At 63.8% G+C, this 18,352-nt stretch carries 19 protein-coding genes; 7 read left to right on the forward strand and 12 right to left on the reverse strand.

Translation table 11 applies throughout. From position 1 onward, the window contains the following. Window positions 1-2: 2 nt before the first annotated feature. On the reverse strand, window positions 3-1,295 hold the full coding sequence (locus tag LLS1_RS19275; RefSeq protein ID WP_308443833.1) for a sugar ABC transporter substrate-binding protein: 1,293 nt from the start codon (window positions 1,293-1,295) through the stop codon (window positions 3-5). A gap of 185 nt (window positions 1,296-1,480) precedes the next feature. Here LLS1_RS19275 and LLS1_RS19280 point away from each other — a divergent pair, with 185 nt between their 5' ends. From LLS1_RS19280 to LLS1_RS19290, 3 genes are read left to right on the forward strand one after another with little or no spacing between them, the layout of a single operon-like run. Beyond that, window positions 1,481-2,161 carry an HAD family phosphatase gene (locus LLS1_RS19280; protein WP_226658105.1) on the forward strand — a complete coding sequence of 227 codons (681 nt, stop codon included), beginning with the start codon at window positions 1,481-1,483 and terminating at the stop codon, window positions 2,159-2,161. A 49-nt stretch (window positions 2,162-2,210) separates the two neighbouring features. Beyond that, window positions 2,211-2,888 carry a bifunctional 4-hydroxy-2-oxoglutarate aldolase/2-dehydro-3-deoxy-phosphogluconate aldolase gene (locus tag LLS1_RS19285; RefSeq protein ID WP_226658107.1) on the forward strand — a complete coding sequence of 226 codons (678 nt, stop codon included), beginning with the start codon at window positions 2,211-2,213 and terminating at the stop codon, window positions 2,886-2,888. Window positions 2,889-2,896: 8 nt separating this feature from the next. Then, entirely contained in the window at window positions 2,897-3,892 is a 996-nt protein-coding gene (locus tag LLS1_RS19290; protein WP_226658109.1) for a sugar kinase, read from the forward strand. Between the two features lie 44 nt (window positions 3,893-3,936). Here LLS1_RS19290 and LLS1_RS19295 read toward each other — a convergent pair whose 3' ends face one another. Together LLS1_RS19295 and LLS1_RS19300 are read right to left on the reverse strand one after the other, a co-directional pair. Continuing rightward, on the reverse strand, window positions 3,937-4,779 hold the full coding sequence (locus tag LLS1_RS19295; RefSeq protein WP_226658111.1) for a sugar phosphate isomerase/epimerase: 843 nt from the start codon (window positions 4,777-4,779) through the stop codon (window positions 3,937-3,939). 179 nt (window positions 4,780-4,958) lie between these two features. Then, window positions 4,959-5,699 carry an amidohydrolase family protein gene (locus tag LLS1_RS19300; protein ID WP_226658112.1) on the reverse strand — a complete coding sequence of 247 codons (741 nt, stop codon included), beginning with the start codon at window positions 5,697-5,699 and terminating at the stop codon, window positions 4,959-4,961. A gap of 133 nt (window positions 5,700-5,832) precedes the next feature. On the opposite strand from LLS1_RS19300, the gene LLS1_RS19305 reads away from it, so the two are divergent. After that, a complete protein-coding gene (locus LLS1_RS19305; RefSeq protein ID WP_226658114.1) occupies window positions 5,833-6,597 on the forward strand; it encodes a GntR family transcriptional regulator in 765 nt (254 codons plus the stop codon). A 72-nt stretch (window positions 6,598-6,669) separates the two neighbouring features. Next, entirely contained in the window at window positions 6,670-7,641 is a 972-nt protein-coding gene (locus tag LLS1_RS19310; protein WP_226658115.1) for a D-2-hydroxyacid dehydrogenase, read from the forward strand. Window positions 7,642-7,754: 113 nt separating this feature from the next. Here LLS1_RS19310 and LLS1_RS19315 read toward each other — a convergent pair whose 3' ends face one another. The 6 genes from LLS1_RS19315 to LLS1_RS19340 all read right to left on the reverse strand — a co-directional run bounded on the left by LLS1_RS19315 (window position 7,755) and on the right by LLS1_RS19340 (window position 14,545). Continuing rightward, on the reverse strand, window positions 7,755-8,891 hold the full coding sequence (locus tag LLS1_RS19315; RefSeq protein WP_226658117.1) for a mandelate racemase/muconate lactonizing enzyme family protein: 1,137 nt from the start codon (window positions 8,889-8,891) through the stop codon (window positions 7,755-7,757). A 28-nt stretch (window positions 8,892-8,919) separates the two neighbouring features. Further along, window positions 8,920-10,521 carry an amidohydrolase family protein gene (locus LLS1_RS19320; protein ID WP_226658118.1) on the reverse strand — a complete coding sequence of 534 codons (1,602 nt, stop codon included), beginning with the start codon at window positions 10,519-10,521 and terminating at the stop codon, window positions 8,920-8,922. Then, complete coding sequence (locus tag LLS1_RS19325) at window positions 10,518-11,711, reverse strand: Gfo/Idh/MocA family protein (protein WP_226658120.1); 1,194 nt, start codon at window positions 11,709-11,711, stop codon at window positions 10,518-10,520. Before LLS1_RS19325 ends, LLS1_RS19320 begins: the two co-directional genes overlap by 4 nt. 22 nt (window positions 11,712-11,733) lie before the next feature. After that, window positions 11,734-12,579 carry a sugar phosphate isomerase/epimerase gene (locus tag LLS1_RS19330; RefSeq protein WP_226658121.1) on the reverse strand — a complete coding sequence of 282 codons (846 nt, stop codon included), beginning with the start codon at window positions 12,577-12,579 and terminating at the stop codon, window positions 11,734-11,736. Beyond that, window positions 12,576-13,649 (reverse strand): Gfo/Idh/MocA family protein, encoded by a 1,074-nt coding sequence (locus LLS1_RS19335; RefSeq protein ID WP_226658123.1) that lies wholly within the window; start codon window positions 13,647-13,649, stop codon window positions 12,576-12,578. The genes LLS1_RS19330 and LLS1_RS19335 overlap by 4 nt, the downstream gene beginning before the upstream one ends. A 92-nt stretch (window positions 13,650-13,741) precedes the next feature. Then, on the reverse strand, window positions 13,742-14,545 hold the full coding sequence (locus LLS1_RS19340; protein ID WP_226658124.1) for a 6-phosphogluconolactonase: 804 nt from the start codon (window positions 14,543-14,545) through the stop codon (window positions 13,742-13,744). Window positions 14,546-15,153: 608 nt separating this feature from the next. Here LLS1_RS19340 and LLS1_RS19345 point away from each other — a divergent pair. Both LLS1_RS19345 and LLS1_RS19350 read left to right on the forward strand, forming a co-directional pair. Beyond that, window positions 15,154-15,417 carry a plasmid mobilization relaxosome protein MobC gene (locus tag LLS1_RS19345; protein ID WP_226658126.1) on the forward strand — a complete coding sequence of 88 codons (264 nt, stop codon included), beginning with the start codon at window positions 15,154-15,156 and terminating at the stop codon, window positions 15,415-15,417. A 72-nt stretch (window positions 15,418-15,489) separates the two neighbouring features. Continuing rightward, window positions 15,490-16,032 carry a hypothetical protein gene (locus tag LLS1_RS19350; protein WP_226658127.1) on the forward strand — a complete coding sequence of 181 codons (543 nt, stop codon included), beginning with the start codon at window positions 15,490-15,492 and terminating at the stop codon, window positions 16,030-16,032. A gap of 46 nt (window positions 16,033-16,078) precedes the next feature. Here LLS1_RS19350 and LLS1_RS19355 read toward each other — a convergent pair whose 3' ends face one another. The 3 genes from LLS1_RS19355 to LLS1_RS19365 form a co-directional block, all read right to left on the reverse strand. Beyond that, entirely contained in the window at window positions 16,079-16,996 is a 918-nt protein-coding gene (locus tag LLS1_RS19355) for a hypothetical protein (protein ID WP_226658129.1), read from the reverse strand. Beyond that, window positions 16,993-17,667, reverse strand: a complete 675-nt coding sequence (locus tag LLS1_RS19360) for an RES domain-containing protein (RefSeq protein ID WP_226658131.1) — start codon at window positions 17,665-17,667, stop codon at window positions 16,993-16,995. Before LLS1_RS19360 ends, LLS1_RS19355 begins: the two co-directional genes overlap by 4 nt. Before the next feature lie 121 nt (window positions 17,668-17,788). Then, window positions 17,789-18,172 carry a hypothetical protein gene (locus LLS1_RS19365; protein ID WP_226658132.1) on the reverse strand — a complete coding sequence of 128 codons (384 nt, stop codon included), beginning with the start codon at window positions 18,170-18,172 and terminating at the stop codon, window positions 17,789-17,791. Window positions 18,173-18,352 lie beyond the last annotated feature (180 nt).

Below are 18,352 nucleotides of genomic sequence, written 5' to 3' on the forward strand. Positions count from 1 at the left end.
GCTCAGCCGTTCGCGATGATCGTCGCGGCCTGCTGCTGAGCCTCATCCATCGCCTTCTGCATGTCCTCACCTTGGAGCGCTGCAATGACCTTTGTCACGATCGCCAGGCTGATAGCGTCGGTCTGGCCCTCGTATCCACGGATTACCTGCGGTTCAGCACTTTGACCCGCCTTGGCGAAGACGGAGGTGAGGGGCTTCGCCGCGAGTTCCGCGCTCGTCAACTTGACGTTTGTCGCGACGGACGTGCCTGTGCTGGACGCGTCGAGGATCATGTGCTGTGCGGCGGGAGTGAGCAGCCATTTGAGGAACGTCTCGGCGGCCTGCTTGTGCTTAGTGGTGCCGCTCACCGCGTCCATCGAGAGGATCTCGCCAACCTTCTTCACGGGGAATGGGATGGGTGCGCCGCCGAGAAGCACGGGTGGCTTTGCAGAGGCGGCATTGTCGGCGATGCCCCCGGCGTCTATCTCCATCGCGAGCTTTCCGGCGTACATCATCGATCGATACGTCGACGCGGTGGCGCCTTTGGGGATGACGCCTGCATCGACGACCTGCTTGTACGCGTTGAGACCTTTGATGACGTTGGCAGAGTTAATGGTGAGCTTGTGACCGTTGGACCAGTCTCCGCCGAATCCAAAGACGTAGTTACAGAGGTCCTGCCACATTCCAGGCGCTTGCGGAAGCGTGGTCCGAACCCCGAACCCGTACACCCCGTTCTTCGTGGCCGCTTTGGCGGTTGCGAGGAACTGCTCAAAGTTCGTGGGAGGTGTCTGGATGATGCTCTTGTTGTACAAGAGCATGTAAGGAGTCTCTCCTTCGACGACCCCGTAGCGAACCCCGTTCACGATGGTGTACTTATCAGGCGCTGGCCGAAGACCCAGTTTCTTCGCGTCGATCGTGTTGGTCAATGGTGTCAAGAGGCCGGCTTTGGCTGCTTGAAAGAACCCAGGGGTGTCCCAGCGGATCACATCAGGCCCGGCCCCACCGGCCAGCTGGGTGATTACCGTTTGGTCGAAGGTGGGGAAAGGGATGTTCGCTTCGCTGACGTGGATTGTCGGGTGCGATGAATTGAAGCTGTCGATCATTGCCTGCAACTTCGGTCCCTCCGTGGGGTCCCCGAAGTTAGTGTTCGCCCAGGTGATCTGCTCGATCGTCCCAGCGCCATTTCCCGGACTGCTTGTGTCGGTCGCCTTGGGGGTGGAAGTCGGGGAGCAGCCGCTCAATGCGAGGGTGGTTACCGCTACAACCGCTAATGTGCTGCATCCCAAGCTGCGTACTCGTGAACTTTTTCGCATCATCGCTCTCTCATGCTCACATCTGCGAGACGCTCCATTGCGGGCCTCACAGATTTGGTCGATTATCGATTATTAGGGATAATACACGTGGGCACTCCTTCGCGCTATGCCTTAACTGCCACGGGGACGACCGGGGCAGACCGTCGTGAACCGGCCGGTTTGCGTCAGCGATCTGATAGAAGGCTCTAATGGCGTCGCATTTTCTGGTTATTTTCGACTGTGACGGGGTTCTTATAGACAGCGAAGTGATCGATGTCCGGGTCGGTCGCCTGGTGCTGGCCCAACTCGGATTGAATCTGTCGAGAGAGGAATTCGTGAAGCGTTTCGTCGGCCAGACAGCAGCTCAATTCACTGCCAGCGTCGAGGCGGTTCTGGGCTACAGGCTGGAGGCGACGTGGCGCGACGCTTACGCCGCATGGTACGACTCTGCGTACGAGCGTGACCTGCAAGCGGTGCCTGGAATAGGGAAGGCGCTCGATGCGATCCGCGGCCCGATTTGCGTAGCATCCAATAGCACAAGGGAAAAGGTGAGACGTAACCTCGCCAGAACCGGGCTGCTCGAGCGATTTGAGCCACACATCTATAGCGCCGAGGATGTCCCACGCGGTAAGCCGTCTCCCGACCTTTTTCTGCACGCAGCTCGCGCCATGAATGTCGCTCCGCATCGGTGCATAGTGGTCGAAGACAGCCGATTCGGCGTACGGGCCGCTCGCGCTGCCGGAATGCGGGTGTTCGCATACGCAGGAGGCGTCACCCCCGCGGAATGGCTCCGCGGGCGCCGAACGACCGTCTTCTCCAAGATGATCGACCTGCCCGGCCTCATCGATGACGCGTTGTCGCAGCAAACCGAGACGCAGTCGCGTGAATGACCTCAGCAGCCATGGAGGTCTATTCACGTTGCGGCGGAGAGGAGCACGGATGAATGAAGTGAGCGGATCGGACGAGGTCGGCTCTTCGGCACGGACACCGCTGCCGGATTCGCTTCGCGTGTGTCCCGTAGTGCCAGTTCTGCGGGCCGCCGCCGCCGAGGGTTACGATCCCGTGATAGAGGTGCTGCTGGAGAATGGGCTCTCCACCGTGGAGCTGACCCTCAGCACGCCGGGTACCTGGGCGGCGCTGCCGGCCCTCGTCCGGCGGTGGGGAGCGGCAGTGGGAGTGGGAACCGTCACGACCGTCGAGGAGGCGGAGCGCGCGATCGAGGCGGGAGCCGGATTCCTCGTGACTCCGATAGCCAGGCGCGACATCGTCGCGGTCGCATCCCGGGAGGGGACGCCCGTGTTCCCCGGAGCGCTCACCCCCACGGAAGTGTTCACGGTCTGGGCGGCCGGCGCGACGGCGGTCAAGATCTTTCCCGCCGAGACGGTCGGCCCGCAGTACGGCAGCCATCTGAGGGGCCCGTTCCCCGAGCTGCAGTTTATCCCCTCCGGGGGAGTGTCTATCGAGGACATCCCGAGCTGGCTGGAAGCGGGTGCGTGCGCAGTGAGCCTGGGCGGTCCGCTGGTCGGCGACTCTCTGCGGGGCGGCTCGCGCTCATCTCTCCGCGATCGGGTCCGACGGACGCTGGAGAGCGTCGGTTCCGTGCGGGGTGCGTTGTGAAGCGTGTGGTGACGGTCGGCGAGACCATGGCACTGATGTCGGCCGAGCGCGTCGGGCCGTTGAAGCACAGCCCATCGCTGACTCTGGGGATTGGCGGCTCGGAGAGCAACGTGGCGATCGGGCTCGCCCGGCTCGGCGTCCCAGTCACGTGGATAGGCAAGGTCGGCTCCGATGCGCTCGGCGATCTCGTCATCGCGCAGATCGCGGCAGAGGGCGTGGAGCTGCGAGCGATCCGTGATCCCGACGCCCCGACCGGGCTGATGATCAAAGAGCGCCGGACCGGGACGCACACGCGCGTCTGGTATTACCGTCGAGGGTTCGCCGGCTCGCGACTGCGTTCCGACGAACTGGACATAGATGTACTCCAGAAAGCGGCGCTGCTGCACGTGAGCGGCATCTCCCTCGCCCTGTCCGCCGAGCTGGCCGAGGCCGTCACCGAGGCGATCCTTGTGGCGCGAGCCGGCGGAGCGCTGGTCTCGTTCGACCTCAACTTCCGGCGCAAGCTCTGGAGCGAAGAGGCGGCGGCTGCCGCCTATCGCGACATCATCCCGCTAGCCGACATCGTGTTCGCGGGCGAGGAGGAGGCGGCGATCGCGCTGTCCAGCGAACCTGCAGACGGCGTCGGTGCGGGGGAAGGCCATAGAGACGGCGTGGGCGACGCCAACCCGGCCCGGTCGGCTGCGGCGCTTGCCGACGGACTGGTGAAACTGGGGGCACACGAGGCGGTCGTCAAGCGGGGCGCGTCGGGTGCCGTCGCTTCCGTCGAGGGCCGGACTTTCGAGCAGGCGGCCGTGCCGATCGTCCCGGTCGACACCGTGGGCGCCGGCGATGCATTCGTGGCCGGGTACATTGCGGAGCTGCTGCACGGGGCGCCCGTTCCCCTCCGGCTGCGGACGGCGGTCGCCGCGGGCGCCTACGCCTGCTTGACGGACGGCGATTGGGAGGGGCTGCCGACGCGCGACGAGCTTGACGCGCTCTTCCAGATCGAGCCCGTCACACGCTGAGGTATAGATCGTTTTGAGTCGCCCGCCAGTCACTTCGTTTTGGGTCAGCGGGTGCCCACACCGAGTGCGCAGAGCATCGCGGCGAGGGCGCGAGCCGCCTGGCCGAACGCCGCAGGCCCGGAGAATCCGCCGAGTTCGAACGCTTCAGCGAGGTGTGGTTCAAGGGAAACGAAACCGGCATAGCCGTCGTCGCGGAGGGCGGTCAGCGTCTCGGACAGTTGCCCGTCGCCTTCACCGGCCGGGACCACCGTGCCGGTCGAGGCGATCGCGTCCTTGACCTGCAGGTAGTCGAGGTAAGGCCGTAACGGGGCGTAGGCGTCGGTGAACGGCCGCACGCCGACCTGGACGAAGTTGGCATTGTCCCAGGCGAGCCGGAGCGCCGGGGAGCCGACGGATTCCACCAGATCGAGGATGCGCTTGGGCACGTCGCCGTAGATCCCTTTCTCGTTCTCGTGCAGCAGGACCACGCTCTCGCTCTCTGCGAGATCCGCAAGCAGCCGCATCCGATAAAGGACGTCGTCGCGGATGCTTTCGACCGGGACCCCTTCTCCGCGGAAAAACGAGAAGATGCGGATGTTCGGCGTATCGAGAGCGTGTGCGACCCGGATGACCCGGCGCAGCCGTTCCGCCTCGAACTCGGGGTCGAGGGATATGTCCACCTTGCCGATGGGGGACGCGACCGCGGAGACCGACATCCCGGCTCCGGTAAGAAGGCTCGTCAACTCGGCGACGCGGTCGTCATCGAGCTCGACCACGTTGATGCCCCACGCGCTCCTGACCTCGATGTGGTGGGCGCCAAGAGCCTGAAGCACCGGGATATGCACGCGGGGATCCGGGTCGATCTCGTCGCCGAACCCGGAGAGCGTCCATGCGGTCGTCGAGTTCATCGCTGATTCCTTCGGTGTGTCTTTGTGTCTTATGGTCATGTCGGGCGCGGTTCTGCGCCTGCGAAGTCACAGCGCCGCACAGGAGCGTGGACGTTCGAGCGTCGCCTTCCGCCGCGCCGTCTAGAGATGCCACCTAGAAATTGTCACTTGCCCTGTGCGCAACCCCACAAAGCAACGGGCTATTTGTCTATCCCAAGAATTTTCGCCATCGTGCCGCCCATGATCATGGCGTATTCCTCGTCGGAAAGCGGCTTAGCGCGGTGCGGGGTCGGCAGCCGAAGGCTGTCGATTTTCGCGCGTTCGACGAGTGGGCTGTACATGAATCCGTCCGAGGCGAAGGTGACCTTGTCCGGGCCGGCCCACCGCACAGCCAGGTCCAGATCGTAATACTGGTCGGTGACGGAGGTGTCCAGATAGACGTTGTCGCGCTCGCGAGCGAGATCGCAGTACGCGCGGAGCGGTGCGTTCGGGACCATGTACTGGCCCATGTGTGGAAGGATCCATGCGATGTCCGGGAACTCGCGCGACAGCGTCTCGATGGTCTCGTATTCGTGGAGATGGATCTTGACCACGCGAAGGCCCGATTTCTGGGCCCGCCCGACGATTTCCCGTACGGTTCGAAGTGCGTTGCCCCCGGCGTACCAGAGTTCTCGTTGATGCAGCTTCAGCCCGGTCCATCCCAGTTCTTGCGTGATGCGATCGATCTCCTCTTCCCAGTTGTCGACCGGTCGGACGTGGCCGAAGGGGATGAACCGATCCGGATACCTCGTGAAAGCGTCGAGGGTGATGTCGTTGGAGCGACGGGACGCCATCCAGGTTGCGAGGATCACGCCCTTCTCGATACCGGCGGCGTCCCAATGCTCGATCACTTCGTCGACGAGCCCCTCCCAGTATTCGCCCATCACTTCGAGGTGCATCATTCCATCGATTATCATAGTGGCCCTTTCGTCGATTATCGATTCTAAGCGGATCGGCTCGTGACAGTCAATCTTTCAGTGGATCCATACTCTGGTAGAGTGTCGATAATCGACTATAAGCATTGAGGTGGCCCGAATGACCCTGAATCAGTTGGAGATGCAGAATCCTTCACCCCGCGTGCCGGTGGCGGAGCCGTCGTGGATCCGCGGGCTGTTGCCGGAGCGGATGAGTGGTGCGGTATCCAGCAGCAAGCTGATTTTGCAGGCACTTCGCGAGTCCATCGTCTCGGGCCGAATACCAGAAGGCGAGCAGCTCAAGCAGGAGGAGCTCAGTCGCTATTTCGACGTGAGTCCGGCCCCGGTGAGGGAAGCCCTCCGTCAGCTGGAGAGTGAAGGTCTCGTCGAGCACAGGCCGAATCGAGGCGTTTTCGTGACGGATCTGACTGGTGAGGAAGCGCTTGGCGTGCTTCTTCCGATTCGGCTTCTCTTGGAGAAGTATGCTCTCCTTCGCGTTAGCATCCCTTTGGACGCGGGTCTCCGCGAGGCTCTCCTGAGGGAGATCCAGCAGATGCAGGCCGGCGCGGACCGGGCAGATATCGCGATGATCAACGAAGCGGATGCACGTTTTCACGAGATCACGGTGAACGCGTCCGGCGCCCCGCACACGATCCAGCTGTGGCACAGCGTCCTCCCGCGGATTCGGCGTCAGCTGTACAACCTCACTCCACTTCACGCGGACCTTCACGCGGTGCCTCTGGAACACGAGGCACTCCTTGCCTCAATCGAGGCCGGGGACGCAGACCAGTTGGCCGCTGTGCTCGAGGAGCACATCATCGGCGCCGCCACAGCACTGATCAACGGCGCCCCACACCCCGACCAGTCGCCCCTGCAGACCATATAGCCCGGGGCGGACGCGATTAGGCGTCGCCGACAACGGTAGACACGATCGCTCTTCCGTCGATGAAAGGACAGCATGTCATCCACCTCTCCTGCCCGGCGCCTTCGTGTGGCGGTTGCCGGCCCTTTGACGCAGTCCAATAGAGAAGAGGTCGAGGCTGCTGCGCCTGATGCGGAATTCAGCTTCGCAGAGAGGACGGCGGATCTCGGCGCGAGTCTTGCCGAAGCGGATGTGCTCGCGAGTCCACCGGCCGAGTTCACGCCGGACATAGTGAGGGCGGCCACGCGGGCGAAGCTGATCCATCTCTTCTCCGCGGGGGTCGATGAGGCGCTCAGTCCGGAGCTGGTTGCGCACCCGGCAGTGCTGACGTGCTCGAAGGGAAACGGCGCTGTTCCGCTGGCCGAGCACGCGATGATGATGATGCTCATGCTGAACCGGAACGCGACACAGTGGGTCAAAGCGCAGGATGAAGGTCGTTGGCTTCCGCACCGGCATGGAGAGCTGAACGGACTGACAGTCGGTTTGGTGGGCCTGGGGAACTCCGGGCGGGACCTCGCGGCGAAGGCGAAAGCGTTCCACATGGAGGTGCTGGGCGTACACCGCTCGAGCAGCGCGGTCCCCATGGTGGACGAAGTCCTGCCGATGTCAGCATTGCATGAACTGCTTTCCCGAAGTGACTTCGTGGTGGTCTCTGTGCCCAGGACTCCGCAGACGATCGGCATGTTCGGCGATGCTGAATTCCGCGCGATGAAAGACACCGGACATTTCATCTGCTACTCCCGTGGGGGAATAGCTGATGACGCCTCCCTTTTGCGCGCACTGCGTGAAGGATGGATAGCGGGCGCCGGGATCGACGCGCACTCGGAGGAACCGCTTCCCCCCAGCAGCCCGTTTTGGACGGCTCCGCGAACCATCCTCACGCCCCACGACGGGGCGAACACCCACGCGACCTGGCAGAGGGGGGTCGACTACTTCGTTGAGAACCTGGTCAAGTTCGGTTCCGGCCGGGAACTGGTGAACGTCGTTGACAAAGCCCTCGGGTACTAGTGAGTTCTGCCAACCTCACGAGGCCATCGATTTGACTCGGCGCTCAACATCCACCAGCGAGACCGACCCGTGCGTCCCCGACCAGCCTGGCCCTACGCCATGGCGACGGGCTATCATGCATCCGCGAAGCCGGGGTTTGTGCCCCAGCGCTCGATGCCTTCCCGGTTGAGTTTCAACCCCAGGCCGGGCTGGTCGGGGATGCGCAGGTGACCGTTTTCGTTTAGCCGCCACCCGCCGGCGGAGAGTCCGTCGATGTACGCCGACCCGATCTTGTACTCGACCATTTCGGTGTCCTGGAGGGCAGAGGCGAGTTGAAGGTCTGCGGCCAGTCCCACCGCGGTGTTCCATCCGTGGGGCACCAGCTTTGCGCCGTAGTCGCTGGCCATCCATCCGATCCTCCGGGACTCGCTCAGTCCTCCGCCCTTCGTCGTATCGGGCTGCACGATGTCGAAGGCGCCTGCTTGCAGGTATGGCAGGAATGATTGGCGCCGGGTGAAGACTTCACCCCCGCTGATGGGTACGCGTGCATGGCGTCGTAGTGTGACGAAGTCGTCCAGCGAGTCGGGGGGGAGTGGTTCTTCGAACCAGGCGACGTTGTACGCGTCGAGCATGTGGGAGGTGCGAAGTGCCCACTTCAGCCGTCCCGGGAAATGCGCTTCAGAGCCGCCGGCGTCCACCGCGAGCAGGCAGTCGTCTCCTACCGCTGCTCGAGCGTTCGCGACGATTCGCTCGTCCGTCTTCTCATCGATGCGACCGAATGTGCCCCACCCGATCTTGAATGCTCGGAAGCCCTGCCCGGTCAGCTCTTGAAGCTGGTCTGTCATGGCTCCCGTCTCGTCGATCAGCAAGGACGCGTAGGGCAGGACGGTGTCGCGGTAACGCCCACCGAGTAGGCGGCCCACCGGCTGTCCCAGCGCTTGTCCTTGAAGGTCCCACAACGCGATGTCGACTGCACTGATCGTGTGGGTGATGGAACCGCCTCGGCCCATCCAGAACGAGTTTTGGTGCAGTTTCTCCACGACGCGCTCCGGTTCGAGTGCGGTTTCGCCGATAAGCAGAGGACAGAGCACGTCTAGGGCCGCCTTGACGAGGCCCTCGCTCGTGAAAGCGCTGCCGATACCGACCTGGCCGTCGTCGGTGTGCACGGCGACCAGCGTGTGCACGATGTCGTCGGGTCTGATCTCGTGTGACCAGCCTCCTTCCGGTGTGGCCCCCTTCAACCCTGACGTGCGAACCTCGGTGATTCTCATTGGATTCGCCCTTTCTTTACGCGGTTGGTCACGAGCGTCGCCGCAGCACTCGTCCGGCTCGAGGATGTGAACGGGGATGGCCGCCGTCTACCGCGATGGCACCGTTGACCACGACGAGCCTCACGCCTTCCGGGTACGCAGCCGGGTGCTCGAAGGTGGAGTCGCTTCGGAGGCGGTCGTAGTCGAACACCACCAGATCGGCGAAGTACCGATGACGGATGAGGCCCCGTCCGTGGAGGTCGAACCGTGCAGCAGGCATCGACGTCATTTTTCGCACTGCTTCTTCCAGTGGGAGGGTTCCGCGCTCCCGCACGTGGTGCGTCAGGTAGTGGATGTGTCCCGAGTATGGCAGCGGGCTCGAGGAGACGGCCGCGAGAGGGCCGTGGATCGTGCTCGTGAAGGCGTCGACCCCGAGGTTGAACAACGGGTGCGAGATAGTCTGGGAGAGGTGCTCTTCGGTGAAGAGGTCTCCGACCAGTGTCAGATTGTCCATGCCTTCCCCGGCCGCCATCAGGACGTCGAAGTACGCGTCCCACGGATCCGACCGGCGACGACTGGCGATCTCCGTGAGCGTCAAGCCGTTCAGCTCGGGCAGCTGCAGACTGTTCTGCAGCCGGGCCCGATCCCATTGCCCGCGCGTCAAGAAGCGCCAATACCGGTCGCAGTCCGACTTCAGCCTCTCCCGCACGGAGGGGTCAGCGAGAGCGTGCGCGGTCGCAGCTGGACCGCCCTCCCGCACCCAGCCGGGCAGCACGCCTGTCATGATGCCGAGGCCCTGGCGGAAGGGCGTCGCGTCGGCTTGGACGTCGAACCCTCGTGCTCTCGCCTGCATCATGAGGTCGACCGCGCGCTCCCAGCCCCGCTCCGGCGCGCCCGTGTTGTCGCGGACGTTGAGGTGCGAGATCTGTCCAGCAGCGTTCCCGGCCCTCATCACTGCCAGGAACTCCTCGATGGAGTTCAGGATCGCAGCGTCCCGATTGCGCACATGGCTCGCGTAGATCCCGCCGTACCGCCCCACCGTGCGCGCGAGCTGTTCCAGCTCTGCCTGCGTTGCCGAAGCGCCGAAGCTGTACTCCAAGCCTGAGGACATGCCCAGTGCCCCGGCTTCGAGCGCCTCGCACAGGAGCTCGTCCATCGCGGACAGTTCCGCCTCTGAAGGGACGCCGGCACCGACGCCCGCCGCCTCACGCAGCGTGCTGTGACCCACGAAGAACGCCAAATTCTGAGCGGTGGGCAGGCTCTCCACGTCGGCCAAGTACTCGCCGAAGCTGCGCCATCCGACCGGGCCGTCGTACGCGTACGAGTGCATTCGGGCCTGTACCGCTGCAGCAGAAGCGTCCGTCACTGGCGCGTTCGTGAGGCCGCAGTTGCCGACGATCTCGGTCGTCACCCCCTGCCGGATGGTGCTGTCGGCGCCCGGGTTGCTGTGGATCGTCCAGTCGGAGTGGCTGTGCGGGTCCACGAAGCCTGGCGCGACGATGAGACCAGTAGCGTCGATGTCGATATCAGCGTGCCCCACTCGTCCGACCTGGACGATGCGGTCACCGGCGATGCCGACGTCGGCGATCCGTCTCGGGTCGCCTGAGCCATCTACCAGCCAGCCGTTCCTGATGGCGAGGTCAAGGCTCATCGGGTGACCCCCGGTCGGTCGCCGCCCAGTGGGAAGGCGGTGCCGCTCTCAGCTGACGCATATGACCCGTAGATCAGCTCCAGGACGTCTCGGCCGAGCGAGCCATCGGACAGCGCCGGCCTGCCGGACGACACCGCGTCGACGAAGTCGCCCAGTTCGCGGCTGTAGCCCTGGAGCATGTCGTCTCCCACGGCGGGGTAGCTCCAGCCGGCGTTCGTTTCGAGCTTCTCCGCCAGCTCCACGCCCCGGAAGACGTCCTCGCTGGGAGCATACGCCTGCAGCATCGAGTTGTTGGAGAGGTTGCAATGCACCCGCATGTTTGTCGCGTAGATCTCGAGCGTGTCCCGCATCCCTCCCACGCAGTTGTACGACGCCGTGACGACTGCTCGCGCGCCGTCCTCGAAGGTGATCACCGAGAGACACCAGTTTTCGACGTCCTCCCACGCTTTGAGGACATATGAGTCCGCCGCGTCGAAAGCGGCGACGTCGGTCAAGTCGGCGGTCTGCGCCAGCACGGACCGGGCGCGTATCGGGCGCCCGTTCCGCCGCAGGCCCTCCTCGCGTTTGAGTCGCAGGAGCGCGCCAAGGGGATGGGCGCCGAGCATCATCATCGAGCCTCCGCCGCTGTCCTTCCAACGTCGGGCGGCCGCTGAATGTGAGCCGTGATGGCTCTCCTCAGCCCTCATCTCGAGGATGACGCCTCCGCTCGCGGCCACCAGCTCGGCCGCACGGTCGATGGCGGGCATGTAGGCCCAGTTCTCCGCGTACATCAGTTGGACGCCGTTGCTTGTGCAGGCATCCATCATCCGGTCGGCGCTCGCAAGCGCGGCTGAGAGCATCTGTTTCTTGGTGAGCGGCTTGCCATCCGTGTCGGTCATTTCGAAGCACCCGGTGAGCGGCTTCTCGCAGATGACGTGTTTGCCTGCTCGAGCTGCGGCGATCGTCAGCGCCTCGTGGGAGGCATTGGGCACGCACACGTCGATTACATCGACGTCTTCTCTCCTCAGAAGTTCGTCAACGCCCACGACATCGGGAATGTCGAACCGCGCGGCGAACGAGGCCGCCGAGTCGTGGGACCGCGAGGAGACTGCGACCAGCTCCACATTCGCGCGGCCTATTGAGCGATATGCCCGCGCGTGAATCTCGGAGACGAAACCGGCTCCGACGATCCCCACCCGTACCTGTTTCATGCGTTCCTCCGCTGGCTCAGGTTCAGTCGTCGAGGGAGCGCATGAATTCGACGTATTGAGGAAGGGCAACTTCGGGTTCGGCGAGTTCGGGATGCCATTTCTTCTCCCACTCGTATGAGAGCCACATGTCCTGCATTCCCTGCTCGGCCAGCCAGCCGAGGATGTCCTGGATGGGGATGGCGCCCGACCCGGCGGCGACGTAGGTCGATGACCCGTCAGCGTACGTGAGCATGTCCTTGGTGTGGCAGTAGAGCAGCCGGCTCCGGACTTTCTCCCACGTGACCTGGGATTGCTCACCTTCGAGGAAGGTGTTGCCCCAGTCCCACAGAATGCCTCCTGCCTCCTCGCCTATTCCTTCGAGGATCTGCATCGCGACCTGGCTGGAGGTAGGCCTCTCGCTGTCAGCTGCTGAACCCGGCGCGTCGTGGAGCTCCAAGGCCAACCGGACACCGGACGCCTGCACGTCGTCGCTGAGCGCCTGGATGTTGGCGGTCGCCCATCCGTTGGCGACTTCGCGCGGAACGCCGTCCGGGCAGTCCCCAGGAAAGACGCGAAGGTATTCGGCGCCCAGGGCCGCTGCAACCTTCAGCATCGCGCGTGCTTCCGTGAGCATCCCCTCGCGCTCGGAGCCTGGCGGAAGGATCAGCTTGACGTCGCGAACGCCCGTGTCGGCGGCGCACGTGGTCAGCCCAGCCGCCCGGGTCGCGTCGCCGAGCTTGGCTGCCGCGCCCAGAGGCATCGACGAGTTGAGGATCTCGCCATCCACGAGACGCCATTCGATGCCGTCGTAACCGTAGTCGACTGCTGCCTGGATCGCTTGCGCAGATGACCAGGTCGGGCATGCCAGCGTGCTGAAGGAAAGCTTCACGCGGCCACCTCGACGATCTGGCCGGCAACCGCACGGGTCTTCTCGATGATCTCGAGTTGACGGAGAACGCTCTTAGGCGAGACAGGGGCAGCGGCACCATTCCGGAGCGAGTCGTGGATCGCACCGTAGAGCCGCCGGTGGCTCATCGTGTACGTCTCCGTCGAGACATCGAAGGTCTCCTCGACCCACGGGAGGTCTTCTTTGCCGTATCCACGATCGGATGTGGGATCAGGAGATACCTCTCGGTGTTGAAGAAGGTCCGGATCGATGTACTTGGCTCGATACTTCCCGTGGCCGCCGGCGAGCGACCCTCTCGTGCCTGCGACGAGCCACTGATCGCCGGGATAAGCACAAGCACTTGAGAACTCGAGGTCGACCACGGGCGCTTCGGGGCCGCTCAGAATGATTTTCGCGTAGTCTTCCGCATCGCCGAGGGAGAGGGGAGTGTGCGCCAACCTGCTGAACACCGGCTCCACCTCTTCATCGATCAGTAGGAGCACCTGATCGATGACGTGCGTACCGTCATTGCCGAGCGCTCCGCCGCCCAGCTTTCGCAGGGTCTGCCAGTCCCATCGTCGCCGGAAGTTCTGCCACGCAACCCGGATCTGCACGATTTCGCCGAGGCGTCCCGATTCCACCAGTTCCTTGATCCGCAGGAATCCTGCTTCGAAGCGCATGTTCTGGCTCGCGATGAGGAGCCGGTCAGCCTGAGTTGAGGCCTCGAACATCGCCGCCGCCTGCTCGAAGCTCGTGGCAAATGGCTTCTCCACGAGGACGTGCTTGCCAGCCGCGAGTGCCTCGGTAGCCTGCTCCGCGTGGGCGTGCGACGGCACAGCCACGACGACAAGCTCTACCTCGTCGTCGGCGACGAGTTCCGCGAATGTCGAATAAGCGCGAGCGCCGAGCTCGGTAGTGGCCTGCTCCCGACGGTCCGCCAGTCCGTCGCATACTGCGGCGATTCTAAACCGGTCTGTCATTTCACGCAGGGTGCGGGCGTGCAGGTCCCAGCCCGCGCGGCCGAGGCCGGAGATCCCGACCGAAATCGGTCGGTCGGATGTTTCGTTTGCCATTCGTGGAACTTCCTTCTCTAGAGTTGGTTTGGGTTCTGTCCTCGTTGCCTGTATCGCTGCCAGCTATCCAGCGGCTTCACGTTGAGGGTGTATCAGCCGTACAGTTGGCCGACCTCAACTCGGACCGGGCACGATTCGGCATCGAGGTGCATGGTCACACGCCGGTGGGTTCGGAGAGCGGTCCCCGGATACGCGCCGCCAATGGGGCGCGTGAGGGCTTCCTCCACCGCCTGTCGCTTCTGTCGACCGGGGACGGAGGCTATCACCACCTCGGCATTGAGAAGACGGGGAATCGTGACAGTGATAGCCCGGCGCGGCACGTCCGCAGCAGTTGCAAAGTGACCCTCGTCGCTCTGCTGACGACGGCTCGTCTCATCGAGGTCCACGACGCGGGCGCCTCGAGGGTCATGCAGGTCGGCCGGCGGATCGTTGAAAGCGAGGTGCCCATTGACTCCGAGCCCCAACAGGACGACGTCGAACGGGCGGGACCCCATGACCGATTCGTAGCTGGTCGCGCAAAGGTTCGGGTCGCCCGTCGACCCGATCCGGTGGAACGCCGCCACAGGGGGGACGTGATCGAAGAAAGTCGTCTGGAGCCAGTTGCCGAAGAGCTGGGGCACGCTGGCCGGAAGCCCGATGTATTCGTCCATGTGGAAGCACTCGATGCCGCTCCAGTCGACGCCTGGAGCGGCAGCCAAGGTGGTTAGCGTGCTCTGCTGGCTTGGTGCCGCAGCAAGCATAAGCCGGGCATGCCCCCGCCGGGCGATCGCGAGCCTCAGACTCTCTGCCGCCTCGGCTCCTGCGGCATGCCCGAGCTCCTCACGGGACTCGTGGACGCACACCCGCGGCGAGTACTCCTGCGCGACTGGCCCCTGGCCCGACATCGCCTCCGTCATGGCTGCTACCTCAATCCTTGAACGCCTCGCGTCAGCAGGTGTTCATGTTGTTTCGACAGAACGCATCCGGGTGGAAACTCAGCCGAATCGCCATTCATTGGAAGCGCCGGCTGGGGCCAACGCACCGAAAGAAAACCATTCCGTCGATAATCGATTCTTACCAGGACCGTAGCACATGGGGATTCTCATCGCCAAGCGCTTGTGCGACCCCATTTCTTCACCGCGGCACTCCAACAGCGATGGGATTGGGCATGCCACAATCCTCGGGACGTCAGGGGAGTGTCCGGGAAGTCATCGATTTGTTGGGCGTGCCCTGGCCGCCATGTAGTGGAGACGAGGCGGGGATGATTCACCGCTTCTACGACTACGAGGAGGACTGGTCGGAGCTAACGCGGTCCACGCGATTGCCAAACTGCTCACCGGTGGAAGTGATGCGGCCAACCCGAACGTGCCCGGTTCCGCGCCGCGAGTTGGTTCATGGACGCGTCAAATTAAGCGAAACCGCCTGCGTCGATCGCTTCTGCAGCTCAACAGCAACCCTCGGCTAACGAGCCCCATCGCACTCCGCCCTAGCGCCGGGAAAGAGCGAACGTGCGAAGCGGTATGAGGTGTCGGTCGCTCCTGAGAAGGACACGCAGCTGCGGGCCCGTGCAGCGGTTCGTGGTGTGACTGTTCCGCGGCTGTTGTTCGAGTCGGCGATGAGTGGGCATGTGCAGACGGACACGGATCGGAAGGCTGCGATCGTGGAGATTTTCGCCGTGCGCCGGTTGCTTGCGAATGTGGCGAACAATGCGAATCAGCTCGCGAAGTACACGAACAGTGAGGGCATTTTCCCGGCTGAGGCGGAGGCGATCGTGGCCGAGTATCGGTAGCCTTACTCCCTGCGGAGCCACCGCGCCCGTTGTAGGAACCGCGGGGAGTCAAAAGATCTCTACGGTGGGAGCATGCTCAACCGGATTCCCGTCTCAATCCGATATCTGACGATGAGGCAGCTGCGTGCTCGTGTGACCGCCGATGCCGTCGGGGCGGCCGCGCAGAAGCATATCCACAACGATCTAACGAGGATGCACGTCAAGGTGGTGGCCTTCGGGAAGGCCACGCCTCTGGTGCAACAGCGAGTGTTCGCTGAGCTCGAGTTTCGTGCGGAGCAGGCGGCCCCCGGATCCAGCTCCACCGCGCGTGCGACGTTCCTCACCGTGCTTGCGACGACGGTGACGGTCTTTGCCGCGATCTTCGCAGCGCTAACCGGCGGTTTCTATACTGCGGCGGCTCCGCTGCAGGACTCCACCGGACACCTCCACATCGCGGGCGCGGCAGAAGCGATGCACTCGATCAATGAGCTCATGTTCTATCTTTTCGTGGTTGCGGCCGCAGTCAGCACCTGCGCGGGCCTCGCATGGGGCCTTGCCATGCGACGCGACCACAAGCGTGCTCTACATCGCACGTGGGCGCGAGTGTTCCGCGAGTCAGTCGCGTCCCCTAATTGACGCGGGACCGGGAGGGGATCCATCATCCAATCGGAGCACGTCACGGTCAATCCGGCGTGTTCCTTCCGCCGTCGCCGGGCTCCTCGTCGAGTTTGTGCATGGGGGCACCGATGTCGCGCAGCGCGTACGGCCATTCGTTGAGCCACTGTTCCGCAGTTCGGGTGATCGCCATCAGTGCGTGGTCGGCAACGGAGATCGCGTCTTCAGCGGGGATGGGCTTCAATGTGGCGCGGGTGCCAACGGTGAGCATATAGCTTCCGGCACCGTTGTCTTGCCACGGATTTCCCGGGTTGACTCCGCCCGGGACGCTTTGCGGACGCCACTGATGAAAGTCGCGGTGCCGGGTCTCCACAAGCGCCTTCCACGCAAGGTCGCTAACCAGGTCGCTGAGGATCTCGGCCAGGATAAGCGCATGGCCGCCGCCAGCAACTCGGGCCCATGTGCGTAACGAGCGTAGAGAGCCGCTTTCAAGAGAGATCCACGCCCGGCGATCCTGAGTGAACGGGTCGGCGAGGGTATCAGCCGCCACCCCTGCTTTCTCACGTGCGGCAGGGTTGAGCATCAGCGTGCGAAGCGTCGCATTCGCTAAACCGTGACCAGCAGAAATCATGAAATAGCCCGCCGTCTCGGCGAGAGCCCGTCCTGCCATCGGCGCCGAGCTGGGGTCGACGTCGGGCGCCAGCCAACGGCGGGCATCAGCTAATGCTGTCCCTGCGATCGCCAACTGCTCACCGGTGGAAGTGATCCGACCAACGAGAGCGTGGCCGGTTCCGCGCGGGAGTTTCTTCATGGACGCGTTGAACTCGACAAAAGCCGCCTGCGTCGATAGCTTCTGCAGCTCGACAGCAACCCTCGGCCAGGAGCGAGCTCCATCGCGCTCGACGCCAGCGCCGGGAAAGAGCGAACCAAGCTGAAGCGCGACGATCGGGCCCTGCGGCTCCCCGTCGATGGCCTCCTCGCTCATGCCAGCGGGATCCCGTGTCGGGTGGCGACGGCGACCAGGTCCGGGTCGTCCAGCGTGATCCGATAATGACCCACGACCCGAACCTCGGTCCCGTCGAAGATCGCCCAATTCTCATAGTCTCCGAGCTTCGAGACATAGCGAATGCCGCCATACAGCGGTGCTCCCTCAGAATCTCGTGCCTGGTAGAGCCAGGTGGCGAGTCCGCGGGTGAGCAGCCGGGAAGGTCCTCGCACAGCCGCGACGTCCAGGTGCGAAACGCCGAGGGCGAGGAGGACGGCGCGCGCCTGAGAGGTGAGGTAGGTGTGAGTGACGGGATCCTCAATATCGACAAAGGGGAGGGCGTCCCGGGTCTCCAACAACCGAAGTACGCGCTGAGCTCGCCATTCTGGGCCGAGCACCGGAATAGCCAGCTCGTTCGGACCTGCGCCGGCGTGCGCCATCGTCTCCAGCAGCGATGCGCTCACGCGGAACGACGCGCTCGTTTCAGCAAGGGCCCCTTGGGTGTGGCTCGCCGCGTATAAGACCCCGGCGCCGGCAATGTCGAACCTGTTGCCAACGTTGTCGAGCGCTGTGTCTTCAGCGCTAATTTGGGAGTAGCGCAGCGGCGGCTCCGGCCGCTCAACGCGGAACAGAACCGAAGGCGGCTCAACGAGCGCCGGCCCGTCAGCCACGCGACCGCCTCACGCTGAAGACCGGTCGGCCTCTGGACGTGCGGGCCGGGGCCCGGGATAGGACGCTTCCTCTCATAGAGACGACTCTATCAGCAAACACCCAGGTTACTTAAAGAATCGGTCAGTCGCCGACATACGCGCGCGCGGCCGCCATGACCTCGCGGACGCGGCCCGCGGCGAGAAGTTCCGCCGGGCTGTCATCATCCAGTTGTGGGTTCATGCCCATGAACCAGGCGCGTACAACCGTCGGGGAGTCGCCCGAGAGCAGCAGCTCGAGGATCTGCAGAGTATCGATGACGCGCTTCTGCTCATCGTCGCCGTGCGGGCCGCTTCCTGCAACCCATCGGCTGATGGTCCTGGCATCCCGCCCGACGATTACCGCGACCACGCCTTTGCCCAATGTCTCGACCAGAGACTTGACGGCGGGCGTGATTTCGGATTCGATCGCGCGAACGTATGCCTGCTGACGCTTCCGAGGGGTTGGTGCTTCCAAAACGCTCGACATGTCGATCCACCTCCTGCATCAAGGATAGACCAGCGTTACCGGAAGTTGGCACCAGCATGTCAAAGAAATGTCTCGACGTTGACCGCTGATAATATTCCTTATGTCAGACTAAAGATGGCCTGTTCCCATTGGATGTGAATACGACACTCGGTACGACTCCCCTCGTTTGTGCCGGAAGTA

Origin of the sequence: Leifsonia sp. LS1, from assembly GCF_020521355.1 — a bacterium.
Lineage (GTDB): Bacteria > Actinomycetota > Actinomycetes > Actinomycetales > Microbacteriaceae > Leifsonia.